This window comes from uncultured Cohaesibacter sp., assembly GCF_963556055.3.
Taxonomy (GTDB): Bacteria; Pseudomonadota; Alphaproteobacteria; order Rhizobiales; family Cohaesibacteraceae; genus Cohaesibacter.
The window spans coordinates 39,268-63,160 of the sequence record NZ_CAUVYE020000010.1 but is presented as its reverse complement, the minus strand read 5'-3'; the positions used below and the strand labels follow the sequence as shown (position 1 = coordinate 63,160).

General features: G+C 53.3%; 18 protein-coding genes. 7 read left to right on the top strand and 11 right to left on the bottom strand.

What is annotated here, in order from left to right; translation table 11 throughout:
• Positions 1-258: 258 nt before the first annotated feature.
• Positions 259-2,205 carry a HAMP domain-containing methyl-accepting chemotaxis protein gene (locus ACHZB8_RS05795; protein ID WP_316859307.1) on the top strand — a complete coding sequence of 649 codons (1,947 nt, stop codon included), beginning with the start codon at positions 259-261 and terminating at the stop codon, positions 2,203-2,205.
• 262 nt (positions 2,206-2,467) lie between these two features.
• Here ACHZB8_RS05795 and ACHZB8_RS05790 read toward each other — a convergent pair whose 3' ends face one another.
• From ACHZB8_RS05790 to ACHZB8_RS05780, 3 genes are all read right to left on the bottom strand, one after another.
• Positions 2,468-2,845 (bottom strand): YkvA family protein, encoded by a 378-nt coding sequence (locus tag ACHZB8_RS05790; protein WP_394706125.1) that lies wholly within the window; start codon positions 2,843-2,845, stop codon positions 2,468-2,470.
• A 260-nt stretch (positions 2,846-3,105) separates the two neighbouring features.
• A complete protein-coding gene (locus ACHZB8_RS05785) occupies positions 3,106-6,411 on the bottom strand; it encodes an autotransporter domain-containing protein (RefSeq protein WP_316859305.1) in 3,306 nt (1,101 codons plus the stop codon).
• Between the two features lie 125 nt (positions 6,412-6,536).
• Complete coding sequence (locus tag ACHZB8_RS05780) at positions 6,537-7,361, bottom strand: sulfotransferase (protein WP_316859304.1); 825 nt, start codon at positions 7,359-7,361, stop codon at positions 6,537-6,539.
• Between the two features lie 492 nt (positions 7,362-7,853).
• Between ACHZB8_RS05780 and ACHZB8_RS05775 the strand changes: the two genes are divergently transcribed.
• A complete protein-coding gene (locus ACHZB8_RS05775; protein WP_316859303.1) occupies positions 7,854-9,008 on the top strand; it encodes a hypothetical protein in 1,155 nt (384 codons plus the stop codon).
• A 260-nt stretch (positions 9,009-9,268) separates the two neighbouring features.
• On the opposite strand, the gene ACHZB8_RS05770 is transcribed toward ACHZB8_RS05775, so the two are convergent.
• Positions 9,269-10,171, bottom strand: a complete 903-nt coding sequence (locus ACHZB8_RS05770; protein ID WP_316859302.1) for a DMT family transporter — start codon at positions 10,169-10,171, stop codon at positions 9,269-9,271.
• Positions 10,172-10,253: 82 nt separating this feature from the next.
• Complete coding sequence (locus ACHZB8_RS05765; RefSeq protein ID WP_316859301.1) at positions 10,254-10,958, bottom strand: SDR family oxidoreductase; 705 nt, start codon at positions 10,956-10,958, stop codon at positions 10,254-10,256.
• A gap of 107 nt (positions 10,959-11,065) precedes the next feature.
• Between ACHZB8_RS05765 and ACHZB8_RS05760 the strand changes: the two genes are divergently transcribed.
• Entirely contained in the window at positions 11,066-11,932 is an 867-nt protein-coding gene (locus tag ACHZB8_RS05760) for a LysR substrate-binding domain-containing protein (RefSeq protein ID WP_316859300.1), read from the top strand.
• A gap of 160 nt (positions 11,933-12,092) precedes the next feature.
• Here ACHZB8_RS05760 and ACHZB8_RS05755 read toward each other — a convergent pair whose 3' ends face one another.
• The 3 genes from ACHZB8_RS05755 to ACHZB8_RS05745 form a co-directional block, all read right to left on the bottom strand.
• The gene (locus tag ACHZB8_RS05755) at positions 12,093-12,704 is read right to left on the bottom strand and encodes a TetR/AcrR family transcriptional regulator (RefSeq protein WP_316859299.1); all 612 of its coding nucleotides are present in this window, start codon (positions 12,702-12,704) and stop codon (positions 12,093-12,095) included.
• A 66-nt stretch (positions 12,705-12,770) separates the two neighbouring features.
• Complete coding sequence (locus ACHZB8_RS05750; RefSeq protein WP_316859298.1) at positions 12,771-14,921, bottom strand: AAA family ATPase; 2,151 nt, start codon at positions 14,919-14,921, stop codon at positions 12,771-12,773.
• A gap of 15 nt (positions 14,922-14,936) precedes the next feature.
• Entirely contained in the window at positions 14,937-15,686 is a 750-nt protein-coding gene (locus ACHZB8_RS05745; RefSeq protein ID WP_316859296.1) for a hypothetical protein, read from the bottom strand.
• A gap of 130 nt (positions 15,687-15,816) precedes the next feature.
• On the opposite strand from ACHZB8_RS05745, the gene ACHZB8_RS05740 reads away from it, so the two are divergent.
• Positions 15,817-16,095, top strand: a complete 279-nt coding sequence (locus ACHZB8_RS05740; protein ID WP_316859295.1) for a DMT family transporter — start codon at positions 15,817-15,819, stop codon at positions 16,093-16,095.
• Positions 16,096-16,226: 131 nt separating this feature from the next.
• Positions 16,227-17,126: a LysR family transcriptional regulator gene (locus ACHZB8_RS05735; RefSeq protein WP_316859294.1), complete on the top strand. Its 900-nt coding sequence runs from the start codon at positions 16,227-16,229 to the stop codon at positions 17,124-17,126.
• An 89-nt stretch (positions 17,127-17,215) separates the two neighbouring features.
• Here ACHZB8_RS05735 and ACHZB8_RS05730 read toward each other — a convergent pair whose 3' ends face one another.
• A complete protein-coding gene (locus ACHZB8_RS05730) occupies positions 17,216-18,313 on the bottom strand; it encodes an alpha/beta hydrolase (protein ID WP_316859293.1) in 1,098 nt (365 codons plus the stop codon).
• 466 nt (positions 18,314-18,779) lie between these two features.
• Positions 18,780-20,177 carry a carbohydrate porin gene (locus ACHZB8_RS05725; RefSeq protein ID WP_316859291.1) on the bottom strand — a complete coding sequence of 466 codons (1,398 nt, stop codon included), beginning with the start codon at positions 20,175-20,177 and terminating at the stop codon, positions 18,780-18,782.
• 903 nt (positions 20,178-21,080) lie between these two features.
• On the opposite strand from ACHZB8_RS05725, the gene ACHZB8_RS05720 reads away from it, so the two are divergent.
• Positions 21,081-22,256, top strand: coding sequence for an acetyl-CoA C-acetyltransferase (locus ACHZB8_RS05720; protein WP_316859290.1), 1,176 nt, complete (start codon positions 21,081-21,083; stop codon positions 22,254-22,256).
• A 77-nt stretch (positions 22,257-22,333) separates the two neighbouring features.
• Here the strand turns inward: ACHZB8_RS05720 and ACHZB8_RS05715 are convergent, their stop codons facing one another.
• A complete protein-coding gene (locus tag ACHZB8_RS05715; RefSeq protein ID WP_316859289.1) occupies positions 22,334-23,242 on the bottom strand; it encodes a LysR family transcriptional regulator in 909 nt (302 codons plus the stop codon).
• 358 nt (positions 23,243-23,600) lie between these two features.
• Between ACHZB8_RS05715 and ACHZB8_RS05710 the strand changes: the two genes are divergently transcribed.
• Complete coding sequence (locus ACHZB8_RS05710; RefSeq protein WP_316859288.1) at positions 23,601-23,777, top strand: hypothetical protein; 177 nt, start codon at positions 23,601-23,603, stop codon at positions 23,775-23,777.
• Positions 23,778-23,893 lie beyond the last annotated feature (116 nt).

Sequence of the window (23,893 nt, the reverse complement as noted above, 5' to 3'; positions counted from 1 at the left end):
AAACAATAAAATTTTTCACACATCTGCCTAAAATGAGAGCAATTTTAGGCAACTACATTCAATAATTTCGAGCTTTGCGCAATCCCGAATCCTGAAACTCTAGTTTTGTATCAAGTTACATACCTACATTATAATCATTTGCATAAATTATAGACAATTAAGGACACCCTATAGCGAACTCGCCGGTTAGGTCTCCGTTAATCCAACAATGAAATGAGTGGAAACTGAAACAAGAAAACCAGCTTCCAGAGTATTGCTATGAAGATGTCCTATAAAATTGCGGCTATTGTAACACTACTCCTCATCCCGACCCTGATGCTCGCCTACATGTTTGTGAACCAGAGCAACAAGGAAATTGCCTTCGCAAGTAAAGAGTTGGATGGGGATCAGTATCTCAAGAGTGTTTGGCCTCTTTTGGTAGAAATTACAAATCACTTTGATGCGGACGCTCAATCCAGCCTTGCAGCACTGAGCGATGCTACAAAGCTCTATGGCGAGCAAATGAACGCCGCCCCTCAAGCACAAGCGTTGGCACGTGTTATCAAGGCAAATGAAAATAGTGGTGATACAGTTGCAACGATAGTTGATTTCATCACGCGTGTCGGCAACGAGTCAAACCTCATTCTCGATCCAGATCTGGACAGCTATTATGCGATGGACGTCATTGTTGTGAAACTCCCGACGCTCATGAGCCTGGGCTATGACTTGGATAGCGATAGCAAAGATCTTGCTGCAGACTATAGTGAAAAAAACAGGCGCAAACTCGCCGCCACGCTGGGCGCTCTGGATGAAACCGTAAAAGAGACACGCGCCTCGCTGGAAACGCTCTACGAGCATCAGGGGACTTATGATCGCAAATCTTCTCTGGACGGCTTAGCTCTGTCGTTGGAAAAATCCGCGAGCACCTATCTGGAAATTGCGAATAACAGCCTCGACTATAGCGATGGCATCCCCAAAGATGAAATTCAGAAACAGGCGGCGGCTCGCGTAGCGTTCTCAAAAGCAACCGACAGCCTCTGGAAAAATACAGTTACGCAACTGGATGACATGCTGCAAATCCGCATTGCAGGCTTCAAAGCAAAACTTTGGAAACTGTCCTCCATCGCCGCAGCCTTTGCATTGGCGGCTCTTCTTCTGGCCATCTATCTCGGCTCGAGCATTTCCAGAGCCATTCACAAATCAGTGGTTGAAATGCAACAACTGGCATCAGGTAATCTGGACGTCTCCATCAGCGGTAGCACACGTCGTGATGAAATCGGAGCTGTGGCATCAGCTTTGATGGTCTTCAAAGAAAGTGCGCAGGAAAAAGCCCGACTGGAAGTTGATCAGAAGAAACGGGATGAAGAAGCGCATGCAATGAAGGCACGAGATGCTGCAATGCTCGCTGAGCGTTTCCGCGACACCATTGGCGGTATTTCATTGTCACTGACCCAACGCGCACAAGCCATGGAAGATGCAGCCGTAGTCGTAAGTGGCAGTTCTGAAGAAACAAGCGTACAGGCCAGCGCGGTCACCCTCGCTTCCGAAGAGACAACCATATCGGTGCGCTCGGTCGCAGATGCGAGCGATAGCCTCAATCAGTCGATAGATGAAATCAGCCGACAAATCGAGCTTTCCGCAGTGAAAGCAAAAGAAGCGGTGTCAGCGGCAGACAGTACCATCACGCAAATTCAGGCGCTGACGGAAGCAGCCAACAAAATTGGTGATATTGTTATTCTGATTCAGGAAATCGCCGACCAGACAAACCTTCTTGCGCTCAATGCAACCATTGAAGCTGCTCGAGCCGGAGATACCGGCAAAGGATTTGCCGTCGTGGCAAGCGAAGTTAAGAATCTCGCCAATCAAACCGCCAAGGCGACCACCGAAATCAGTTCACAAATTTCTGATATCCAAAGCGCAACGATCCAAAGCGCGGACGCAATCGATGCCATCGCCCAGATGAACCGCTCGTTGGACGATATTGTTGCTCACATCTCAGCAAGTATTTCCGAACAGGCCGATGCAACCCACGTGATCGCTCAAGGGGTCCGTTCAGCAGTTGACGGGGTGGTCTCTGTTTCGAACAACATCGAAGGCGTCTCCAAAGCTGCGGAACAATCAACGCAAGTGGCAACCGAGGTGAAAAAAACCGCCACCGCCCTCCTCGTAGAAGCACGCCATCTGACCGAAGAAGTCGATGGGTTCGTGAAATCCCTCACCGCATAATCCAAAACTTTCCCCTCGTGATCAATCGCGAGGGGTGCATTTCCTTTTCCTCGGCGTCCCTCGGTCCAAAGGGAAGGATCCGTCATGAACAACGTGAATTAGCGACGGCCAATGCTGCGCCTTAGTCGAATGACAGGAATGGGCAAAATGGCAAGAAGAACAGTCTCGCAGACAAATGCCACCATTGGGTCGCGATTTCAAAATGTGGGCTTCATGCCCGTTTTTGATTGGTGATGCGCCGCACCAGACAGCTTCGGGGCCCCTAGATCACTCCGAAATTGTGGGCGACAAGCATTGCAGCCAATATCCACAGAATGACCACGCCGACAGCTCCCAAAAGGCTGGTTGGCCTAGTTGTTCGTTCTGAAGCAATCATTCGAAGTTCATCCATCAACACTGGTGGAATTAAGCGGACAGCAATAAAAACGCCTGCCGGAACAATCAGCAAATCATCCAAATATCCGATTATTGGAATGAAATCAGGAATAAGATCGATAGGGCTGAGAGCATAAGCTGCGATGGCAGCTGCAACGAGCTTTGCTCCTAAAGGCGTGTTTGGATGTCGCGCCGCAAACCAAAGAGCGATAATGTCGCGCTTTATCTGACGCGCCCAACTCTTCACATTTTCAATTAGCATCAGTGCTGCCCCAGCTTCAGGCTTCTTCGCTTCAATAGCACATCAAGGCCCCGTTCGTCCTCTCTCCAGCCACCGCGGCGCTCAAAATGCTGCTCGCAAAGGGAATGTCGGCAATGGAGAAGCAATCTTGCGACATTTGCTTGCTGGTGAACGGCAGCTAGTGGGATTTAGCGATCTTTGATTTTCATGAACGTGTTCTGCGCTGACTGCCCCGTTTATGCCAAGCCTCCTGTCAGAGGGCTCCTGAACGCTTGAAGCGATCCTCAAAATTGATATTTAAGCCCTGCGCGCAGGCCTTGCTCGCTGGCATTTGCTGAGAAACTGCCCTGATAGGAAACACTTAGCGACAGATCTTCGCCCTGCTGAAAGGAAACGCCAGCCTCGAGAAAAGCGGTGTCGCGATCAAGAGGCGTTCCCGTAATCGAAAAGCGATCTCCGCCGGAAGCAAAGCGCATCTTTGTGGTGCGCTCAACATCGCCTATGGCGTGTTGCCAGCCAGCAGATCCGGTTAAAGAGGCAGAGATATCACCAAACTGGCCCAGCTTCAGATCACCTCGCGCACCGAGGGTGGTCATGCCCAGAACCGTTGTAGCGGATGCGGCGCTCAGCGCGGCTTCCCCTCCCTGTTCGGTGAAATCATCAGACCACTGGCTGATGATGGCCGCGCCCAGAAAAGGCTGTAATCGGGCCTCGTAAAGCTCATAAATATACCCAATCTCGGCAAATGCCTGGGTGGTTGCTGCGTTATGGTCAGAGGTCAGATGATCGGAAAAACCGGCAAAGGCAACATCGCGCTCACTGTCAATGTGATGCCAGACGCCACTGACGCCAAGATTGAGATCAATCATCCTGTCGAACGCGTCCCATTGCGTGCCCGCATAAAGGCCTGCGTGGATATTATCGATATCGGCGGTGGAATTGATGCTATCGGCCTTGCTTGATGTCTGGGAATAGCCCGCAAAGGCCCCAGTGCGCCAGTCGCTCCACATCTCGGCATCCATGCCCACAAGAAATCCCTTGCTCTGGCTCGTGACACTGGCTGTGTTCACCGTAGAACCAATTTTGCTCCAGTTGCCAAAGGCCTGTGCCCATATCTGCGGTGTTGGGGAGAGCGAGGACGGCAGCTCCTCTTCATTGTGAAACCCGACAGACACCTGATCGCCAGACCCGCCGATGCCGCCCATGGAAGAGCGCAGGCGCTGGTTGGCTGCATTGCGGTCGATGGCACTATCAAGGGTCATGATTGTCTGCAAGGTCGCATATTGCTCGCCGGTCAACTGGTTAAAGGCATCAGCCGGTTCCCCGTCCGGCAGCACGACGATTGCATTATAAAGACTGCCTGAAGCGCCAAATCCTTCGATGACATTGGCGACATTTTTCTGGTTGGTTGTGTCTGCGAAATCGGCGAAAGATGAACCAAGGTCTCGCGTCAGGGTCAGGACCGCCTCATCCGAGCTGTAGGACACGGTGGCATCAAGATAGGCGAAATCTTCCTCGATTGTGCTGAATGTTCCGCTGAGGCTGGAGGCTGAAAGGATCGAATAGTCGGTGTTGAGGGCATAGGTTGATCCGTCATCGGTGCCATTCTCGGCCAGAATGCTCAGCGTCGCACCGTCCTTTATGGTCACCGTTCCGGTGGAGGTCAGCTTGTCCGAATTGCCTTCATCATCGACCTCAACCTCATAGGTGGAGCCAGAGACAAAGGTCAGATCGCCATCCACCGTCAGGGTGCCGATGGAATTGCCCGGCGCGATGGTCGAGCCTGAATATAAAGTCACATCGGAAACCGTGCCCGACCCGCCAAGCGTGCCACCATCCAGAACGGAAATGGCACTGTCAAAGACCGTATTGACCGCCAGGGTACCGCCTGAAATGGAGAAGGTTCCCATGGCTTCTCCTGCCGTACCTGTCAAGCTCCAGGTCGAGCTGCCTGTTTTGGCATAGGCTTCAAAACCGGTATATTGCGAGCCAATCTCATCAAGATCGAAGCTTGCGTCATCGCTCCCCCCGAGGATCAGCGTGTCCGTGCTTCCGTCTGCGACCACATTGCCATTGATAACATACCCGGACTGAAGTTCCAGAGAGTTGGTGCCAGAAGTGAATTCAATTGCGTTGGCCCGCGTCACACCATCTGCGGACAAGCCGCCAGAAATCGTTCCGCTGTTGACAAGGGTGATATCGTATCCTGTGACACCAACGCCTCCGGCACCATCTGTGCCGTCGCTTGCAGCATTGCCAGACGCACTTCCGCCCGCGCTGCCACCAGCCCCACCGTTGCCGCCGGTGATGGTGCCGCTGTTGGTAAGAGAGAAGGAATATCCGCTGACCCCGGCACCGCCGGAAGCACCATTTGCACCACTCCCGCCGATTTGACGGGTCGTGTTAAGGCTTGCATAACCGCCATTCCCGCCAGCCCCGCCGTTGCCACCGGTGATGCTGCCGCTATTGATGAGAGAAAAGGCAGAGCCACTGACACCGGCCCCTCCGGTTCCACCAACGCTACCATCGCCTGCATCACAGCCACCCCAATAAGTACCGGAATTTCCACCGCTCCCGCCGTCGCCGCCACTGCCTCCAACAAGCGTTCCGCCGTTGGTCAAAGAGAAGGAAGTGCCAGAGACACCGTCTCCTCCTGCACCACCTAACCCACCATTTCCGCCCTTACCTGAGCCTGATCTCCCGCCATCGCCGCCGTCGCCGCCACTGCCTCCAACAAGCGTTCCGCCGTTGGTCAAAGAGAAGGAAGTGCCAGAGACACCGGCTCCTCCGGCACCGCCTATCTTACCATTTCCGCCACTAAAAACAGCCGATCTCCCGCCATTTCCGCCATCGCCGCCACTGCCTCCAGTGACGGAGCCACTTGTTACAAGGGAGAAAGAAGTGCCAGAGACACCGGCTCCCCCGGCACCACCAATCCCACCGGCTCTGCCGCTATAATAACCGCCCGCACCAGTCCCGCCAGCTCCGCCATTTCCACCAGTGATGTGTCCTGAACTCTCAATGGAGAAAGCATTCGCGCTGATGCCATTGCCACCGGCTCCGCCATCCTGGCCATTGGCCCCTGAATTATAGGAGTAACCGCGCGAGGCCCCATCCCTCGCAGCGCCTCCGGTGATATCGGAACCGCTGTCGAGGATGAATCCCGCCCCGGAAAGAGCAGTGGATCCACTTCCCCCATCGCTCGTCGCGTCATCGCCATGTATGGTGCCAGACAGGGTGGCTTCCAGGGCGGCAGCAGACGATGACCCGTTAAGGGTCAGGGATGTCGAGCCGGACCCGTTGAGAGCTGCCCCTATGACTTCTACCGCATGGTTAGTCGTAATCGAAATATTTGCCGATGCACTTGGCAGGGAACCCGTTATCGTGATCGAGGTGACACTCGTATCGATATCAATGACGTCGCCATCGCTTGTGGCCTGCAAAATGGCCCAGCTCAATGTTCCGCTTGTGGTGCCCGTCCCATCATCGGTGCTTTTCGTCACTGTGTAAGCTGGAGACACCGCCAGCGCGACATCGCTTCCTGCCACAACGAAAAGAACAGAGGCACAAATGGCGGTGGATGCAAGCAATCGAGATGTCACCCGGCGCCGACATTTGGCGTCTTGAAGTGAGCGGCGAAAGAAACGGGGAAACATGACAAATCTCTGAGGGAACAAATTGAGCGGGAAAGGACAGTGCGTGGTCTGATAGCAAGCTAAATGATCGGCACGTTATTGGGATTGAATTTTGGATCGTTCCAGAAGGCGTCATTGTCGAAACGATGAAACGCGTCCGGTGGCAAGACCGTCTGGCGTGGGATGGCTTCAACCTTCTTGCGCACGTGATGAAGCCCCGGCGTGCCAAGCGCCTGATCGAAGGAGACCGCATCAAAGCCGGCATTTTCAAAGTCGTGCTCGAAAAAGGGCTCGCCAATGAAATCATAAACCGCATGCATCGTTTTTTGCGGATCGCTTGTCAGCGTTTCATAGCGCAACAGCATGAGCTGTCCCGGCTCGGAGCCGAAAAAAGCCTCCTTGACGGCGTTGTAGGCATAGCCGACCATGCCGGACCCTTTGGCCAATGAGTCCACCCGATCATAAACCGTACCCTCGGCCTTGAAATTGAAAATGCCCGAGGTTGTCACGGTGGAGCGGCCTGCGATCCGTTCGATGCTATCGACAATCCAGCCGACGTCCCGCACGCAGGCGATAATTTTTGACTGCGGATAAAACTCATTGAGCAGCGGCATCATCGCGCACCATTGGCGACTGGTGTCGAAGATGATCTCCTGCGGATAGTCATCGGAGGAATAGAAACTATCCATAATACTGAGAAGCAGGCGACGACGCTGTGCGTCTGAAATCAGTCTGGCATTCTCTCGCGGCTCACACATCTGGTCGCGCATGCTGGACATAAGCCGGGAGACCGGCGTGGTCATGTCTGCATGAATTCGAGGATTTTGTCGCAAAAGGGCTGAAAGCAAGGTGGAGCCTGAGCGGGGCAACCCGGAAATAAAATGATATTGCTTGGGCGTTGCCACGAAAGGAGCCCCCGATCTTGTAAGTGCGGAACTGAAAGCGCATTCCCAGTTTATGTAAACGGCCTGATTCTTGTTTTTTTTGAGGAAGTTATTGAAAATCAGACGAATTGCAACCGGTCTCGATTTATTCCAAAATTTGTCGCTTTTTAAGCATACAAAATGTCGCACGTTCCATTACCCATGGTATTTTTAACGATGGGGCGCATTGTGCTGGAGAGATGTTTCCCATTGCACTTGAAGGAGTTGTTGCCCTGCGGTGTGAAGTGTTTCAGTCACTGACCTTCGACACCGCTCCCGACCTGCCAAGGCCAATCCCACTTGCCTTTCGGCGCCGGACTCATGGGGCATAGTCATTGTGACCCGCTTCAGAGTGCGGATGAAACTAGGTGATCTTCCGGAGAGATTTCCCGCGTCCAAGGGAATAGAACCAAAACGCTTGGTTCTTTGCTAGCGAGCCAACATTCCTTTCGCCGCTCTTTTTGGACATTTTCAATGCAACGTTTCATAATTCTAACCGCCAGACTACTGCTGCTCCTTCTGGCAATTGGTTTGCTGGTTCTTTCAGTCAAATACATGATTGAGGGATTTAACGTCGGGGAGGATGATATTCGCTCCGGCCCGATCACGATTGGTACAATTCTGTTCATTTTTTCTGTGGTTGCATTCCAGTTCTGCAATCCGGATTTCTACAACCAGTTCAATGATGGCGCGAAACTTGTCATAAACACGCGGAAGCTCACCCTGAGACAGATTTTCGATGCTTTCGGAGATATGCCAACGGCGTGGGGGTCCCCATGGATGGGGCGGGTCCAGTCAATCAAGGGCAAGGTCATTATATTGGGACCCAATCCTGATGGCGAATATGTTTTCATACGGGATTTATTCGGCCTTTTCATCAGTATCAATCTGGGGAACATAACCGGCTTTATAAAACCCGATGCGAAAAACGAGTGGCGATTGGAGCCAGTCAAGAAGCCCGACAGCCTTGAAGGCATGATCCGCTACAGCTTCAACACTGCGTGCCTTATGGATGCGCTGGCGGAGCGGATACAGACCTATCTGAAGACTGGTACGGCCGACACCTCGGAAATCGGACTGAACAGGGACGATGCAATCTATCTGTTCAATGAAGAATTCAAATGGACCGGTCAGGATTTTCATCTGCTCGATGTGGATATGATTCCCAGATTGAGGGTGTCATCGCAGATCCCCTGCAAAACATTTCATATCTCCGATGCGAAGAGCGGCGAAGAACTTATCGTCCTCACAAAACGCCTGTTCCACATTTTCACGACATATGATGTGTATCAGGGCAAGACCATATTCTGCCGCCTGAAAAGAAGGCTTGTGCTTCACCACACCGCTTTCTCGGGGCAGACCAGTTTTGGAAAGCTGGAACTGATCCGCATGAACGCAATGGCCGGTTCAAACTATCAGGTCAAGCTCGGCGGGGAACAGATTGGCACGATTGCAAGGAAACTCAATTTCACTCTCGATAATGTCGTGTTCGACAATTTCATTCTTTCGATTGCAGATCCGGACTGGCTGCCGCTCATGGCCGCCATGGGTGTTATGGTCGCGAGGCAGGCCAAACGAGAGAAAACCAGCACCCTTGCGAACAATCTCGACGACGATGACGAATTGTAGAGAGTTCGGAACGATCGTTCCAATGGCGCGCCATTCTAAAGCGCTCGGGTAACGGCTGATTTATTCAGTCAGATTGGTTGGTCATGTTGAGGGGATATTGGCACTGAAAATGCTGTGCTTCGTTCGAATGACCGGAGTGGGGAGGCGACCTCGCAGCTTGTGTTCGTCCATGAATGGTTGCTTTGGCCCGCATCTGCTAATCCCGCGCCGGGATGACCGTTCTCAAATGATGATGTCCTGTCCAGCCCCGCGCGGAGCCCTCATTTGATTTTCGCCGGAAGTGCGGGAAGGGGCTGGCGCTTGCCGGTCTGGATCAGCACCACGCCTCCGAGAATCAGGGCCAGCGCGAGGATTTCGGTGCTGGTTACGTCTTCTCCGATGGCAGCGCCAATGATGACCGCGACCACGGGTGCAATGTAGGTGGCCCCTGCGGCGCGAACCGGCCCGAGCCTGTCGATGATGAAGTAGTAGATGAGGAAAGCTCCGCCGGTTCCCAGCGCTCCCAGACCGATAATCGTCCCCCACATGGCAGTGCTGTCCGTCGCAATGGCGGAGATCCCGCCAAAGTCGGTCAGCAGCGCAAGTGTCAGCACGGCAAGCCCGGTTTGCCAGGTCGCAAGAGCCAAAGGCGGAAGTTTATGCGGTGACAGAAAGCGGCGGGCATAGACGAAGGATGCGCCGAGGCTCGAGGTTCCCGCCAGCATCCACAAGACGCCAAGGGAATTGACCCCATCGGCTCCGTTCCACGGCTTCGCGCTCAGCACGATACCAACAAACCCGAGCGTGACGCCAACAGCCATCTGCCGGGTGGGGCGCTCGTCACGCAAGAAAATGGCCGCGCTGAGAAAAGTGAAGATCGGAATGGCACCGCTGAGAAGTCCCGCCACACTGCTCGGCAGAAGAGCGGTTCCGGCCACAAAGCCGTAATAGTAGAAACTGGTGGCGAACACCGACATGGCGAGAAAGTGCGGCAGGTGACGTAATTGGTCGCGGCGGATCACCCTGGCCTGCACCGCGATCACCGCGAGCGGCAGAAAGCCGAAAAGCACCCGCAAGAACACCGTCTGCATGGGGGAAATGAGGTCTGTCGCCCATTTCATGTAGATGAAATTAGACCCCCAGATGAGGCCGAGAGCAACAAGCGCAGCATAGGCACGGAACATGGCGTGGCCTTTCAGGAAAAGGTGACAGCTACCCGCCTCCAGCGAGGGCGAGGCGGCAACATGGGCGAGGATAGAAAGGCAATCAGATGGAGCGGATCACACCGCCATCAACCCGGATGCTTTGGCCAGTGATGTATCCGGCTTCTTCGGACAGCAAAAAGGCGATGGTTGCGGCGATTTCGCTGGACTTGCCGTACCGTTCCATCGGCACGCTGTCTCGACGCTCATCGACTTCGGGCAGGCTGTCGATCCAACCCGGCATGACATTGTTGATGCGAATGCCCTTTGAGGCATAGTCATCGGAGTAGATTTTGGTGAAGGCACCAAGGCTCGCCCGGAACGCCGTCGATGTCGGAAACATGGCGGTCGGCTGTATGGCCCAGGCGGTTGATATATTGACGATCGCGCCCCGGCCCTGTGCCTCCATGATCGGCGTGACGAGCCTGATCGGGCGCACGGCGCTGAGGAAATAGACCTCCATTCCTTTGTGCCAGTCGTCATCGCTGATTTCGAGAATCGGTGCGCGAGGGCCGTGACCGGCCGAGTTCACCAATGCGTCGATGCGGCCCCATTTCTCCATCGCAAGATCAACCAGACGCTTGACGTCATCATGCTCAAGATTGGAGCCGGTCACGCCGACACCGCCGAGTTCCGTTGCCAGAGCCTCCCCCTTGCCAGAGGAAGAGAGGATCGCGACTTTGTATCCATCGGCGGAAAGTTTGCGCGCCGCAGCAGCGCCCATGCCGGAACCGCCTGCCATGACGAGGGCTACTTTTTCTTCAGTCATTTTCGCTTCCTTCTATTCAATCAGCGCACAATAGCAAATAAAATTAGCTATTTCGCGCTAGAAGGAAAGCTGATAGCCTGTAGAAAAACTACAGGATCGATAGGAACGTGTCTCGCCGCTCTCTCCCCCCGTTGAATGCGTTGCGCGCCTTTGAAGTTGCCGGACGGCATATGAACTTTCGGGCCGCATCAGAGGAACTTGGTGTTACGCAAGGAGCCGTTGCCCAGCAGGTCCGGCTTCTGGAAGAGCATGTGGGCATCGCCTTGTTCCAGCGCTTGCCCAGAGGGGTGGCACTGACCCCGCAGGGTGCTGCGTATCTTTCCGAAGTCACGCGCGCGTTTGACACACTTGGCAACGCGACTGCGCAGCTTGTGACATTGCCTGATGCTGTAACAATCAGCGTGACACCGACCTTCGCGACAAAGATATTGATTCCGCAGCTCCCCGCCCTCAATGCCGCCCTGCCGGGGGTGGAGCTTCGAACCATTGCAACAGAAGCCGTATCCGACTTCGATCGGGATCAGGTGGATATTGTTGTGCGCTTGACACGGGCCCCCTTTCCCGGAGCCATCGAAGCGCATCTGTTGTTCCGACAGGAACTCGTTGCAGTCGCCAGTCCGCATCTGATCGGCAAGGCAACATTGCCGATGGTGACAGAGCAATTAAAAAAGCTGCCATTGTTGCATGACTCACATGGCCATTGGCCGAAATTCTTTGGCTCGAGCGGAAAGCTGCCCGGCGCGATATTCAACCAGACCACCCATGCACTGGATGCTGCTTTGGCGGGGCAGGGCGTGGCCATTGCCTGCCGGGCCTTTGTTCAGGCCGATCTCATGACAGGCCGTCTGGTCGAAATCTGTCCGGCCAGCTTTGAACCAGAAGCGGATTACTATCTGGCCCGAAAACGGCCGCCATCACCACGAAAGGCAGTGAACGCCGTGTGGGACTGGTGCCTTGCCAACTGGACCTGTTAACCGCCCCATTCGTCACTCGGTCATCGTCTGATCCCATATCATGCAGAGGCTCGTTCGTGTATCCGGAACGCGAAATTTGCCTTGCAGAAGATGGCGAGTGACGAATGTCAGGATTGGGGCGGAATTGAAGTCTGTGTTTTTGGCACTTGCGATCGGAACGTCACTTCGAATTCGAGACGTTCAAATTCGGAATAGCCGCTTCCAGCATCTCGAAACCGGAGAGGATGCTTTTGTCGTCCGGCGCGAGAAAATGTTGCAGAGAAATTCCGAAAGAAGCGGACAAGATGAACCGTGTCATGACTGCGGCAGAATGATCGCTCTGGTCCTTAGCGCTCGATCCGTAGAGCCTTTCCTCGATCATGTCCGAAATATCGGCAACGAAACGCTCGACAAAGGGCAGGAAACCCGGAGAACTCATGGCGAAATTGGAGAATTCAAGGAAATTTCGATAGATTTCCGGCTCTTCGAGCAAAAGAGAGCGATTGAAGGCAATCAGTTCTCTGGTGTGATCTTGCAGAGATCCGTCTTGCTGTAACCTGCCTTCAAAATCTGTTATGTAGTTTTCCTGCATGCGTTTCAGGACGGCTGCGAACAGACCATCCTTGTTGCCATAATAGTAGTTGAGCTGGCTGAGAACGACGCCCGCCTCCTTGGCGATTTCCCGCAAGGTTACAGAACCGCATCCTTTCGCCGCGATCGCCTTCATCGCCGCATCCAGTATCTTCTCTGCGGTTTCTTCTCCCTTGGGCATGGCGGATGGATTCTTTTTCATTTTGCATTCCTCAGGAGAAGGAAAGCGGGAAGCCTGGGTTTCCCGCTTCTTTCGTTCGCGTTTCTCTTACTGTTTTACATCGGCAAGGGCCTGTTGAAAATGGTGCATGGCCAATTTGTTGAGGCCTCCATCCTGTTTCTGTGGTTCGGTGATGATTGCCTTGATCGCCAGCATCTTGGCTCTCTGGCAAAGCCCGGCAATATCCGCACCGCTCATGCCCTCGGTCAGTTTGGCCAAGACCTCAAAGGAAACATCCGAGCAGACAGGGCTGGTTCGGCAATGCACCCCAAGGATTTTCTGTCGGCTTTTGGTGTCTGGCAACTTAAGATCGAGGATCAGGTCGAAACGACCGGGCCGCAACAGGGCCTGATCAATCCTGTCCGCCCGGTTTGATGCGCCGATCACAATCACGTCCGAGTGCGGCCCGAGGCTGTCAAGTTCGAGCAGGAACTGGCCAACCATCCGGTCTCCAATCTGCCCGTCTCCGGTTTCTGAACCCCGGGCAGGAACGATTGCATCAAGCTCGTCAAAGAAAATGACGGATGGAGCCGACTGGCGTGCCCGTCTGAAGGTCTCGCGAATGCCTCGCTCGCTGTCACCAACCCACTTTGAGAGCAGCTCCGGTCCCTTGACGGTAATGAAATTGACCTCCGTATTGGCGCCGACCGCGTGAGCCAGAAGGGTTTTGCCCGTACCGGAAGGCCCGGTCAGCAGAATACCGCGCGGAGCGGAAACGCCAACTTCCGCGAAGTGATCTGCATAGAGTCTCGGCCATTCCAACGCCTCGGTCAGGCGCTGTCTCTCAGCTTCCAGGCCACCAATATCTGACCAGCTTGTTTCCGGAATATCGGAGTTGAGTTCACGAATGGTTGAGAGCTTGAAATCCTCCAGAGCCTCCAGAAAATGGGACATGCCAACGAATGGTCTCAATGAGGGGCGTGAAGGATTGATGCTGACAAGGCTTGCCGTCCTTGCGCAGCGCATGGCGGCTTCTCTGCAAAGGGCCGCCAGATCAGACCCAAGAAAGCCATGGGTGACTGCGGCAATACGCTCCATATCCACATCAGCCGACAGGGGCATGAAACGGGTGTGGATGGACAGGATTTCGGCCCGACCTGCCTTGCCTGGTGGATTGATACCAATTTCCCTGTCAAAGCGCCCCGGACGCCGCAACGCCGGATCCACATTGTTGGGCAGGTTTGTGGCCGCCATGACGACAATATTGCCTCGGCTTGAGACGCCATCCATCAAGGCCAGCAACTGCCCGACGACACGCTTTTCCACTTCGCCCAGAACCGTTTCCCGGTTGGGGGCCAAGGCGTCGATTTCATCGATGAACAAAATGGCTGCCCTGTGTTTCTGGGCTTCTTCAAAGACCCGCCGAAGCAATTCCTCAGATTCGCCATAGTGCTTCTGGATCACTTCCGGTCCGTTGATCGTGAGGAACACGGCGTCTGTCTGTTCGGCAACGGCCCGGGCAATCAGCGTCTTGCCACATCCCGGAGGGCCATACATCAAAACGCCGCGCGGTGCATCAATACCGAGTTGTTCAAACAGCTCTGGATGATTGAGCGGCAGTTCCACCATTTCCCTGACCTTGGCAACCTCCTGTGTCAGACCGCCAATATCATCATATCCGGTTCGTCGCCCATCAGGATCAAGAAAACGGAGTTCTGTGTTTTCCGAAATTACTACGGCCCCTTCGGGCACGGTTTCGACAACCTGTAGCTCCTGCTTTTGTTCTGAATTCAGAAACAGGAGATTCCCCTTGAGCAGGGCTTGCCCCAAAATCCGGGCCCGTATTGCATCCCTGTCTGTCGTCGACGTTGCCCTTTGCCCCTGCTTGCTGTCAGATCTCCATTTGTCGAACAATGACGCCCTTTGCGGTTCGGTCCTGAGCTGAGCTGTCCTTTTGCTGAAGGTGATACGCTCCGCCTCGACGAGAGCGACGGGATTGACGCGTATCGATCCGGTGTTGATCAGGCCGATGTTGAAGGCCAGAGACGGAGAAAGCAGTACCTGCGCCCGATCCTGATCGGGTGGCAGATCTTCAATTCTTGCAAGAGCTTCTCCCGTGAAGGTGACCAAAGCAAAGTCTCCCTTCTTCAGGTTTGCCTCATTCAGTATATGTGCGGGAAGACCTATTATGTGATCACTTCCGCCCGTTGGGGCGGAAGTGATTGCTGCATCAAGCTGCATCGTGGAAATTGCATCCATTCTGTCGAATTCACATCACTGACGCTGATTGCGGCTCAATGCCTGACCAATGCCGGGAACGGCGGGGATGCGAACGCGCTTGAGGTCGACCCCCATATAGTAGCTGGCAACCCCGGTGAATGCGCCGAAGAAGATGAAGACGCCATGGAAGTTCCAGTAGCCATTGAGAGCAAAAATGCCATCCTTGAAATAGGGAACGACGGTCAGGGGGATGAAGCTGAGACCGGCAAAAAGAGAGAACCAACCGACCCATTTGGGAAAGAGTGCAGGCTTCTCCTTGTCGTACAGAACAATCAGGAAAATCGCGATGCATTCAAGTGTCGTCACCCAATATGTGATGTCAAAAAGATACCACGCGATGAAATGCACCATCTTGATTGTCTCGGGATCAGCCGTGGCTGCATTCTCGGCACACCAGACCCACATAGCAGGCGGGAACATGACAACCCATGTGGTCAGAATGGCACCACCCAACTGAAGCAGGGAGAGGATTGGGAGCGGTTCCCGTCGCCACATCTGTACGGTGAGCTGCGTGCCCCACGTGAGGTAGAGAATGCCCGACGCCGCGTTCAGAACATGTCCCAACATGATGCGGGACTGGTATTTCAAATAGTAGTTGTCGACCAGTTCCTGCGCCGTAAAGGCTGGATCCGGAGGCGGATAGTTCACCGGCAAAATGATGAAACTGATGCCGTAGAGTACACAATAAGCAATCCCGCTATAGGCACACCATAGCTGGATCTTTCGTGAAAGCTGTTCGTCCATTTCAATCTCCATAATTCGGACGTCCGTCCTATTATTGGCTAAATATAGGACAGGCGTCCTAATTTCAAGTCAATAATTGAAAACAGCCTTAAAAGTCGTCTGGGATGCTATGCCGGGCACCATCAAATGAATGACAACTTACGGGAAACGCATCGGGGCCATCTTTCGTTGGCGAACGGCAGGCGCTGAGATATTGGGCACCTTCTTCGTCTTTGCCAGCATCACCGGATACAGGAATATGGGGGCCGCGCCGACCATCGCCATTCTGGTTGCGAGCCAAATGGTGTTCGGACTGGCATGGGACATGTCGCGGACTGAGAATGTTACCCTGAACGGGATCATGACTGCTGCATTTGGCACCGGTCTGCTAATCTGCGGCGTGCTTATCATCGCTTCGCGCCAAGCATAGCGCAAACCAACAATGGCAGGCACTCAAGACCCCATAACTGACGCCTCTTCAACAATGAATCAATTTCATGGACAATGCTTCTAAATAGAGAAAAGATAACAAATGGAACGTCTTTCCTTCAGGAGGCATGAATGAAACGAGAAGATCTCAGTGATCTGGCCGTCTTTATGGTCGCATCAGAAGAGACGAATTTCACACGGACTGCTGCGCGCCTTGGCATTTCTCAATCCGCTGTCAGTCACACAATCCGGCGCCTGGAAAGCTCGATCGGCATCAAACTGATGAACCGCACGTCCCGACGCGTTTCCCTCACAGATGCGGGAGAAAAGCTGCTAGAGGCTCTGCGGCCGGGGCTGGAACAGATTGACGACAGGATCGAGGAACTGAGATCTCTTGGCGATGCCCCGAAAGGGCTTGTTAGGCTGACATCGAGCAAACCTGTGGCCAGACTCCTGCTTTGGCCGGTTCTCTCGAAAATCGCCCGGGACTATCCCGAAATCGAGATTGAGCTCAATCTCGATGCCCGTCTGAATGATCTGACCGAGGATCGGTTCGATGCGGGTATCCGGCTTGGAGAATTTGTCGGTCAGGACATGATCTCTGTGCGCATAGGGCCACCCGTTCGCATCGCGGTTGTCGCTTCTCCCGACTATTTGAAGAAACATCCCGCTCCCCAGCATCCTCGCGATCTTGATGCTCATCGCTGCCTCAATCACCGGTTCCATCCCAGTGCGGCCATGTATGAATGGGAATTCGAGAAGGATGGAGAAGAAATAGTCACCCGTGTATCGGGATCATTTATATTCAACGACAGTGACATGTCGATAAGGGCCGCAAAGGAAGGCCTTGGCATAGCCTATGTAACTGAAGATGAAGTCATGGACGATATCCGGAATGGGTCCCTTCATCGCCTTCTGGAAGACTGGTGCGAACCGTTTGAAGGATATCATCTATTCTATTCCAGCCGCCGCCAGATGAGCTCGGCGTTGAGGCTCGTCATTGATCGCCTCAAAGCGCAAAACGCCTCCTGATATGAAGCCCTTTGACTTCTCTTTGCGTGAACATAAAAAAAGGCCCGCGATACGCAAACCGCGGGCCTCTTGGCTCCAGGTGATGGCAATCAGACGGCCAGATGCTGCTCGAAGAAGGATTGCAGCTTGTCGAACGGGATGATGTCCACCTGGTCATAAAGATCGGTGTGGTTGGCGCCCGGAATGATCATCAGCTCTTTCGGTTCAGCTGCGTTTGCATAGGCCGTTTCACTGAAATACCGTGAATGGGCTTTCTCCCCATGAATGAACAAGACCGGTCGCGGCGAGATTTCCGCGATATAGGTCAGGATCGGCATGTTCATGAACGGAAAGGCCGATGTGAGGCTCCATGAGCCATTGGAGTTGACTGATCGTTCATGAAAACCGCGAGGCTTCTTATAGTAGTCCGCATAGTCCACGACGAATTGCGGCTCGCCTCCCTTCAATTCGAGAGATACCGGACCATAGGCAGGGCTGCCACGTTCCGCGTCCTGCCAGCGCTGCTGGCTTAACTGCTCAAGCCTTTGCGTGCGTTGCTCAAGGGTCATGCTGTCGTTGTAGCCCTTCGACATGAGGCGGGTCATGTCATACATGGTGCTGGCCACAACGGCTTTGACGCGCTTGTCGACGGCAACCGCATTCAGCGCCAAGCCGCCATAGCCACAGATCCCGATGATACCGATCCGCTCCCTGTCCACCATCGGCTGCATGCCAAGGCAATCAACTGCGGCACTGAAGTCTTCCGTATTGATGTCGGGTGACGCGTTGTTGCGCGGCTCCCCGCCACTTTCGCCGGTATAGGAAGGGTCAAAGGCAAGCGCAACAAAACCACGCTCAGCCATGGTCTGGGCATAGAGCCCGGAAGATTGCTCTTTGACAGCCCCGAACGGTCCACTCACGGCAATCGCAGCAAGCTTGCCTCCAGCATGATCTTTCGGCACATAGAGATCGCCCGCAAGGGTAATGCCATAGCGGTTCTTGAAGCTGACTTTCTTGTGTTCTACCTTTTCGCTTTTCGGGAATGTTTTGTCCCACTCATCCGTCATGTTATTTGCCTTTGCTTCGGTTCTTTTGAATAGCGAGACAGCACCAAGAATTGCAACGCTGGCACCCGCAAATTTCAGCACGCTTCTCCTGCTTGAACGCGCAAATTTCCCTGAATTTTCGACGTTTTTATCTTCTTTCATCGGCAGTCTCCCAGCGTTTTACTCGATCATCGAACTTCAAAATTCTTATGATATGAATATGGTCGCCGGGAGGAGGGATGGTAGAGAGCAATTCTTGTATGAAGCCATGAATCTCATTCATGCTTCTGTATGGCTCAGCGGGTCACTTTTGAGGCGATGAGAGCTGAATGAAGAGGATGAAATCCATATAGGCTGTATCGTGTGTTGGGAATCGCCCAACGCGCTCGGAAGCTCGTCGATCGAGCGTTGACCAGCAGCGGCAGACACCTCGGTCCCGATTCGAGAGCGTTCCGAGGAGATGTCAGTCCGAACGTGGCGTCATTGCAAATCGGCCAGCGCGAGGAGCGCCTGCGAAATCAATAGTCTCTGACATGCCCGGTCTTCTGCGCAGAGCCCATGAAAGCAAAAAGGCGCCCCAAGGCGCCTTTCCACATTTGCGAAGTCAATTGTCTTGCCAAGACGATTCTTAAAGCCCGAGAGCTCTGTCCAGCAAAAAGATTGCGTTCACGCCAACGGCCCATCCGTCATCAGCTGTTGCCGTTGAGGTTGGATTCATGGCCTTGTTGGTATTCCATGTATACATGGCCCAAGGCTGAAGGATGGTGTTGCCAGCCAGAACCAGGTTGGCGTCTACGCCAGCAGAGAATTCGTCCTGAGAGCCAACATTGGCATAAGAGGCATAGTCATCAGACAGATGGTTCCAGATGAATTTGGCAGAATAGCTGTCGAATGGACGGTCGTGGAACAGACCCTGGAAGATCACACCGGCATCCAGTTCGCTGTTTACGTCGTCCCCTTCGCCAAAGTCGGCAAACAAGCTGCTGTAAAGAGCAATGGATGTTGCCGTCGGCTCGTCGCTCTGGCGCCAGATCGTCTGTTTGGCACCCAGGTAAATACCTGTCATGCTGTCATAGACTTCCGGGGTCTTCGGGCTCGAAAAGTCGGTGTCATTGTGATAAATCATGGCCTCCAAATGGGTCGGGTAAAGATCCGTTTGGAGGGTGGTGTCATAACTTACACTCGCCAGGAACAAGTTGTAATTGGACTCAACCTCTGCCCCGTTTGGAAGGGTGACTTTGCCGTCCCAGCCTTCCCAGCCATGTGAGAATGGAAAGTTCAGGTTGGTGCGGTAGTAACCGGCCTGAGCGGTAACCTCAGGCGTCAGCTTATAGGCAACACGAGCGCCATAGTTGCCAAACGGTGGTGGATTTATACCGTTATAGAACTGGGTCACACTGTTTTGACAGAGGAATGGCGTGTTGCACACCGGTGTGCCGAAATGACTGGACGCGTTGTCGATACCAACCTCGAAATCAAATCGTTCATCAAACAGTTTCTGTTCAAATGTCAGTTTTGTGAGGCGTTCATCGGTCGGCGCAAACGGGGCAGCATGCCCGATGATGCTGTCACCAGCGGCGTTTGCGAATGACTCGGACCCATGTGTCCACAGGTTATACTGTCCCAGAACATGGAAAGAGGAGCCCTTGAAGCCGAGAATCCTTTCCAGATCAAGATCTGCACCATAGGAAACGGTTGTAACCCGTTCGGTTTTGCCCTTCACCAGCCCCAGGGAAGGGTTTGTCATGAAGTTGTTGCTGATGACAAGAACCGGCTTGATGCCCTTTTCATGCAGCTTCTCACCCACAGATGAGAGCGGACCGGGCACGCCGGGTCCATTTATATAGTCGATTACACTGGAAACAAAATCGCCCGAATCTTCACTGTTGCCTTCTGGTGCCGACTGCGCAAAGGCCGTGCTGCACAGCAGGACAGAGCTGACCGCTGCAATTGTCGTGCTGCGAACCGCCGTCCCAAAGACACCCGTATGCTCCAAGTTCGAGGTCTGATCTTTACTTTTATTCATCCCAGACTCCTCCTGTCGAATAACGCTCGAATAACCCAACAGCCCATTTTTAGACTGCCTTAAAATAGAGCTAGCATCGCTTTCGGAGAGGGTGAAATTCTAAACAAACAACGGCTTATGCCTATTCGGCATAACAAGACTATTATCAGTGTCGTTTCTTGCCTGAATTGACGTCGGAAGAATATCCGGACGGAAACATTTTTATTTGCCAAAAGATAGTCCGGAGCACGAAGGGTTTGTCCCTGAAAGACAAAGCGTTATTCTTCCGAAAACAGGTATGCGCATGTTGATGCCGACGGAATTATGGAGCGGCAGAATGTCGTAATTGAATTCCGGCACAAGGCAAGCTCGGACGATCGCAGCTTCCGCACGAAAGCATGTCGGGCGCATTTGCTTCAAGGCAACTTTGAAAAGATCGACCCGAAGCCGTTCTTCTATACACATGAAGAGGACCATGTTTGCCAGCAGGACGGCATGCGGTTCGGTTTCGCCGTCTGCCGGTCGAATCATTTTCATTAGATCGGTGTCGTTGCATCGATGATCCGGAGCGCAGGGCAGGGCGCAGGACGTTCCTTTTTACGAATAACCCTTATTCAGAAAAAGAATTTCCCATTTTCGCGCAATAATTCAAGAATATCTTCCGTCAACAGAGCCACTTGTATGAGCATGCCAACGATCGGAACTGTGATAGCCGACAAGCTTCACCGGAATTTGCTTGGATCTGGACGTCACACGCCACCACGAACATGACGTGTAAAGGCCAGTGCTCCTGGTCTCGCTTCGTGAACGAAGATTTTCGGTTCTATCCGGTTGAAACCCATGCCTACTCATACCGAAATGCCCAAGTGACAAGCGACTGCTGTTGGTCAGCACTAAACATTTCAATATTTCCAGAGGATCATTATGTCGGAAATCGTTATCGCAGCAGCTGCGCGCACAGCAATCGGAAACTTCAATGGAGGGCTTGCCAGTGTTCCGGCTCACGAGCTTGGGGCAACGGTCATCAAGGCCTTGCTCGCACGCGCCGACCTTCAGCCAGCCGACATCGAAGACGTTATTCTCGGTCAGGTGCTTACCGGAGCACAGGGGCAGAATCCTGCTCGTCAGGCCGTGATTGAAGCAGGATTGCCAATAGAAACAACCGCGCTGAACATCAATCAGGTTTGTGGCTCCGGTCTTCGCGCCATTGCCCTGGGCATGCAGTCGATCAAATGCGGTGATGCGAATATTGTGATTGCTGGCGGTCAGGAAAATATGAGCCGTGCACCGCACGCCGTTTTCATGCGCAGCGGCGTCAAGATGGGCCCTGCGACAATGACGGATACCATGATCATCGATGGTCTGTGGGATGCCTTCAATGACTACCATATGGGGCAGACCGCAGAAAATGTGGCTGCAAAATATGGCATTACCCGTGCAATGCAGGATGAGCTTGCCGCTGCTTCCCAGAGCAAGGCCACTGCTGCGCGTGAGGCCGGCAAATTTGATCAGGAAATCGTTCCGGTAACCTTCAAGACCCGCAAGGGCGACGTCACCATCGGGACAGATGAATTCATTCGACCGGAAACGACCGTTGAAAAGCTTTCAGGCCTTCGTCCCGCCTTTGTCAAAGACGGCACCGTTACCGCGGGCAACGCATCCGGAATTAACGACGGAGCGGCTGCTGTCGTGATGATGAGCGCTGAAGAAGCGGCAAAACGCAACATCAAGCCCTTGGCCAGGGTCGTTTCCTGGGCAACTGCCGGTGTCGACCCTGCACTTATGGGAACGGGGCCAATCCCTTCATCCCAAAAAGCCTTGCGAAAAGCAGGCTGGAGCGTAGACGATCTGGATCTGATTGAAGCCAACGAGGCCTTCGCCGCACAGGCTGTTGCCGTAAATAATGAAATGGGCTGGGACACATCGATCGTCAATGTGAATGGTGGAGCGATTGCTCTGGGCCATCCGATTGGAGCATCCGGTGCGCGCATCTTTGTGACACTGCTTCACGAAATGGAGCGTCGCGATGCCAAAAAAGGTCTGGCAACCCTATGCATTGGCGGTGGCATGGGTATGGCTGTTTGCGTTGAGCGGGAATAGCCCGAAGCCAACCCCGTCCCTTTCTCCTGATTGAAGCTTGACCATATCCCTGTCATTTTCTTCCGATGGCAGGGATATTAGAGTCCGGTGTGATCCTTCAGAAAGGCATCCAGTTCATCTATGAAAAGAGAGATGCTGGGGTTTCTGTTTTTGGGGTCCCAGATGAGTTCGACATTAAACTGGCAGTCCGCCTCGGCGACACGAAGAAATGTTGAATTCTTACCAAGCAGATGGGTTTGATGCTTGGGAAGAATGACCACCGCGTTTGTACTCAGTTCCAGATTGAAGCAACAGGTTGGCAAGTTGGGGCTAACGACGTCCGGCCCATAGGAAACGCCATATCGTTCCAGAAAATAGCTGTTGCACTCTCCCGAGAGCGGAGAAACCGCCTTGTCGACACCAATGATCGGATAGTCGGCTGCATCGGTGATTGAGACCTGCTCTTTCTTGGTCAGGGGATGATCCTTGTGTACCGCGATGCACAAGGGGTCTTTGAACAGCTCGATATGCTTGAATTGTTTGTCATTTATCTGGTGATCAGGCCTGATGAGAAAAGCCAGATCGCACTCGTGGCGATCAAGAGCGTCCGGGATTGCATCAAGATCGGTATCGCAGCAATTGATTTCCACCGCTTCATGATGCTTGCGGAAACGAACCAGAAAGTCCGTAAAGAACTCACGTGTTGCAGCGCCGAGGAACATGATCGACAGCGAGCTCTGGCTTTTGCCCAGAGCCTCCCGGATGACGTGAAACGTCGCTTCATACTGGACAACTATTTTTTCGGCTTCTTCGGCCAGCAGCTGTCCGGTCGGTGTCAACTCAACCTGATGAGTGTTCCGATTGAGAAGCTTGGCATCGAATTGTTCTTCCAGATATTTCAGGTGCCGACTGAGCACTGGCTGCGTCATGCCCAACTGTTCCGCCGCTCGACTGAAATTGAGCAGCTTGGACAAAACCAGATATTCCCGAAACAAGCGAATTTCCATGTAGCCTCCCAAACATTTCGCTGATTCATATTGGCCGATTTTGATGAGCTTGCAGAACCGCCCACGTCATCGATCTTGTCGTGTCGCCCGTTATGGCCCCGAAAAACCATCCTGAACGACTTGTGTTTCTTGTTGGTGGCCTCCCATTTCTTTCTTTTTATAATTGTCCACGCCACCGGGACAAAGTGTGTGCCCGGGATGAGCCTGCGACGAACCATTGGAAACAGAGAAGCGAAGAATTATAGCGAACCTACCCGTACTGTTTAGTGCAAGTCTTGCATGAGCGCAAACACTGTTGCGAACTTTCTCCCTAAAGGCAGTCGCCCTTCCAGCCCGGGCTGCCGAGAGAAGGCCCGACATGACTGTTGCCAAATGTTTCTTCAAACGGAAAAAGCGAAGTCTGCCATCGGGTGGAAAAGGCGAATTGATTATGACGAAAATGCATTACCCGATACGCGTGCAGGCCTCCGGAATGGCGAAAATTGCTAAAAAGCTCATGTTTTTAATGCTCAAAGGTTATGCGGGCAACAAATAATTCAAATACCAAAAAAGAATTACCACTATTGAATGAAGCAATTTATGCTCATTAACAACGGCACCTGTAGTTGGTGGTAAATCTTGAATTTGCCTCGGGATAGTAGACACCCAAGC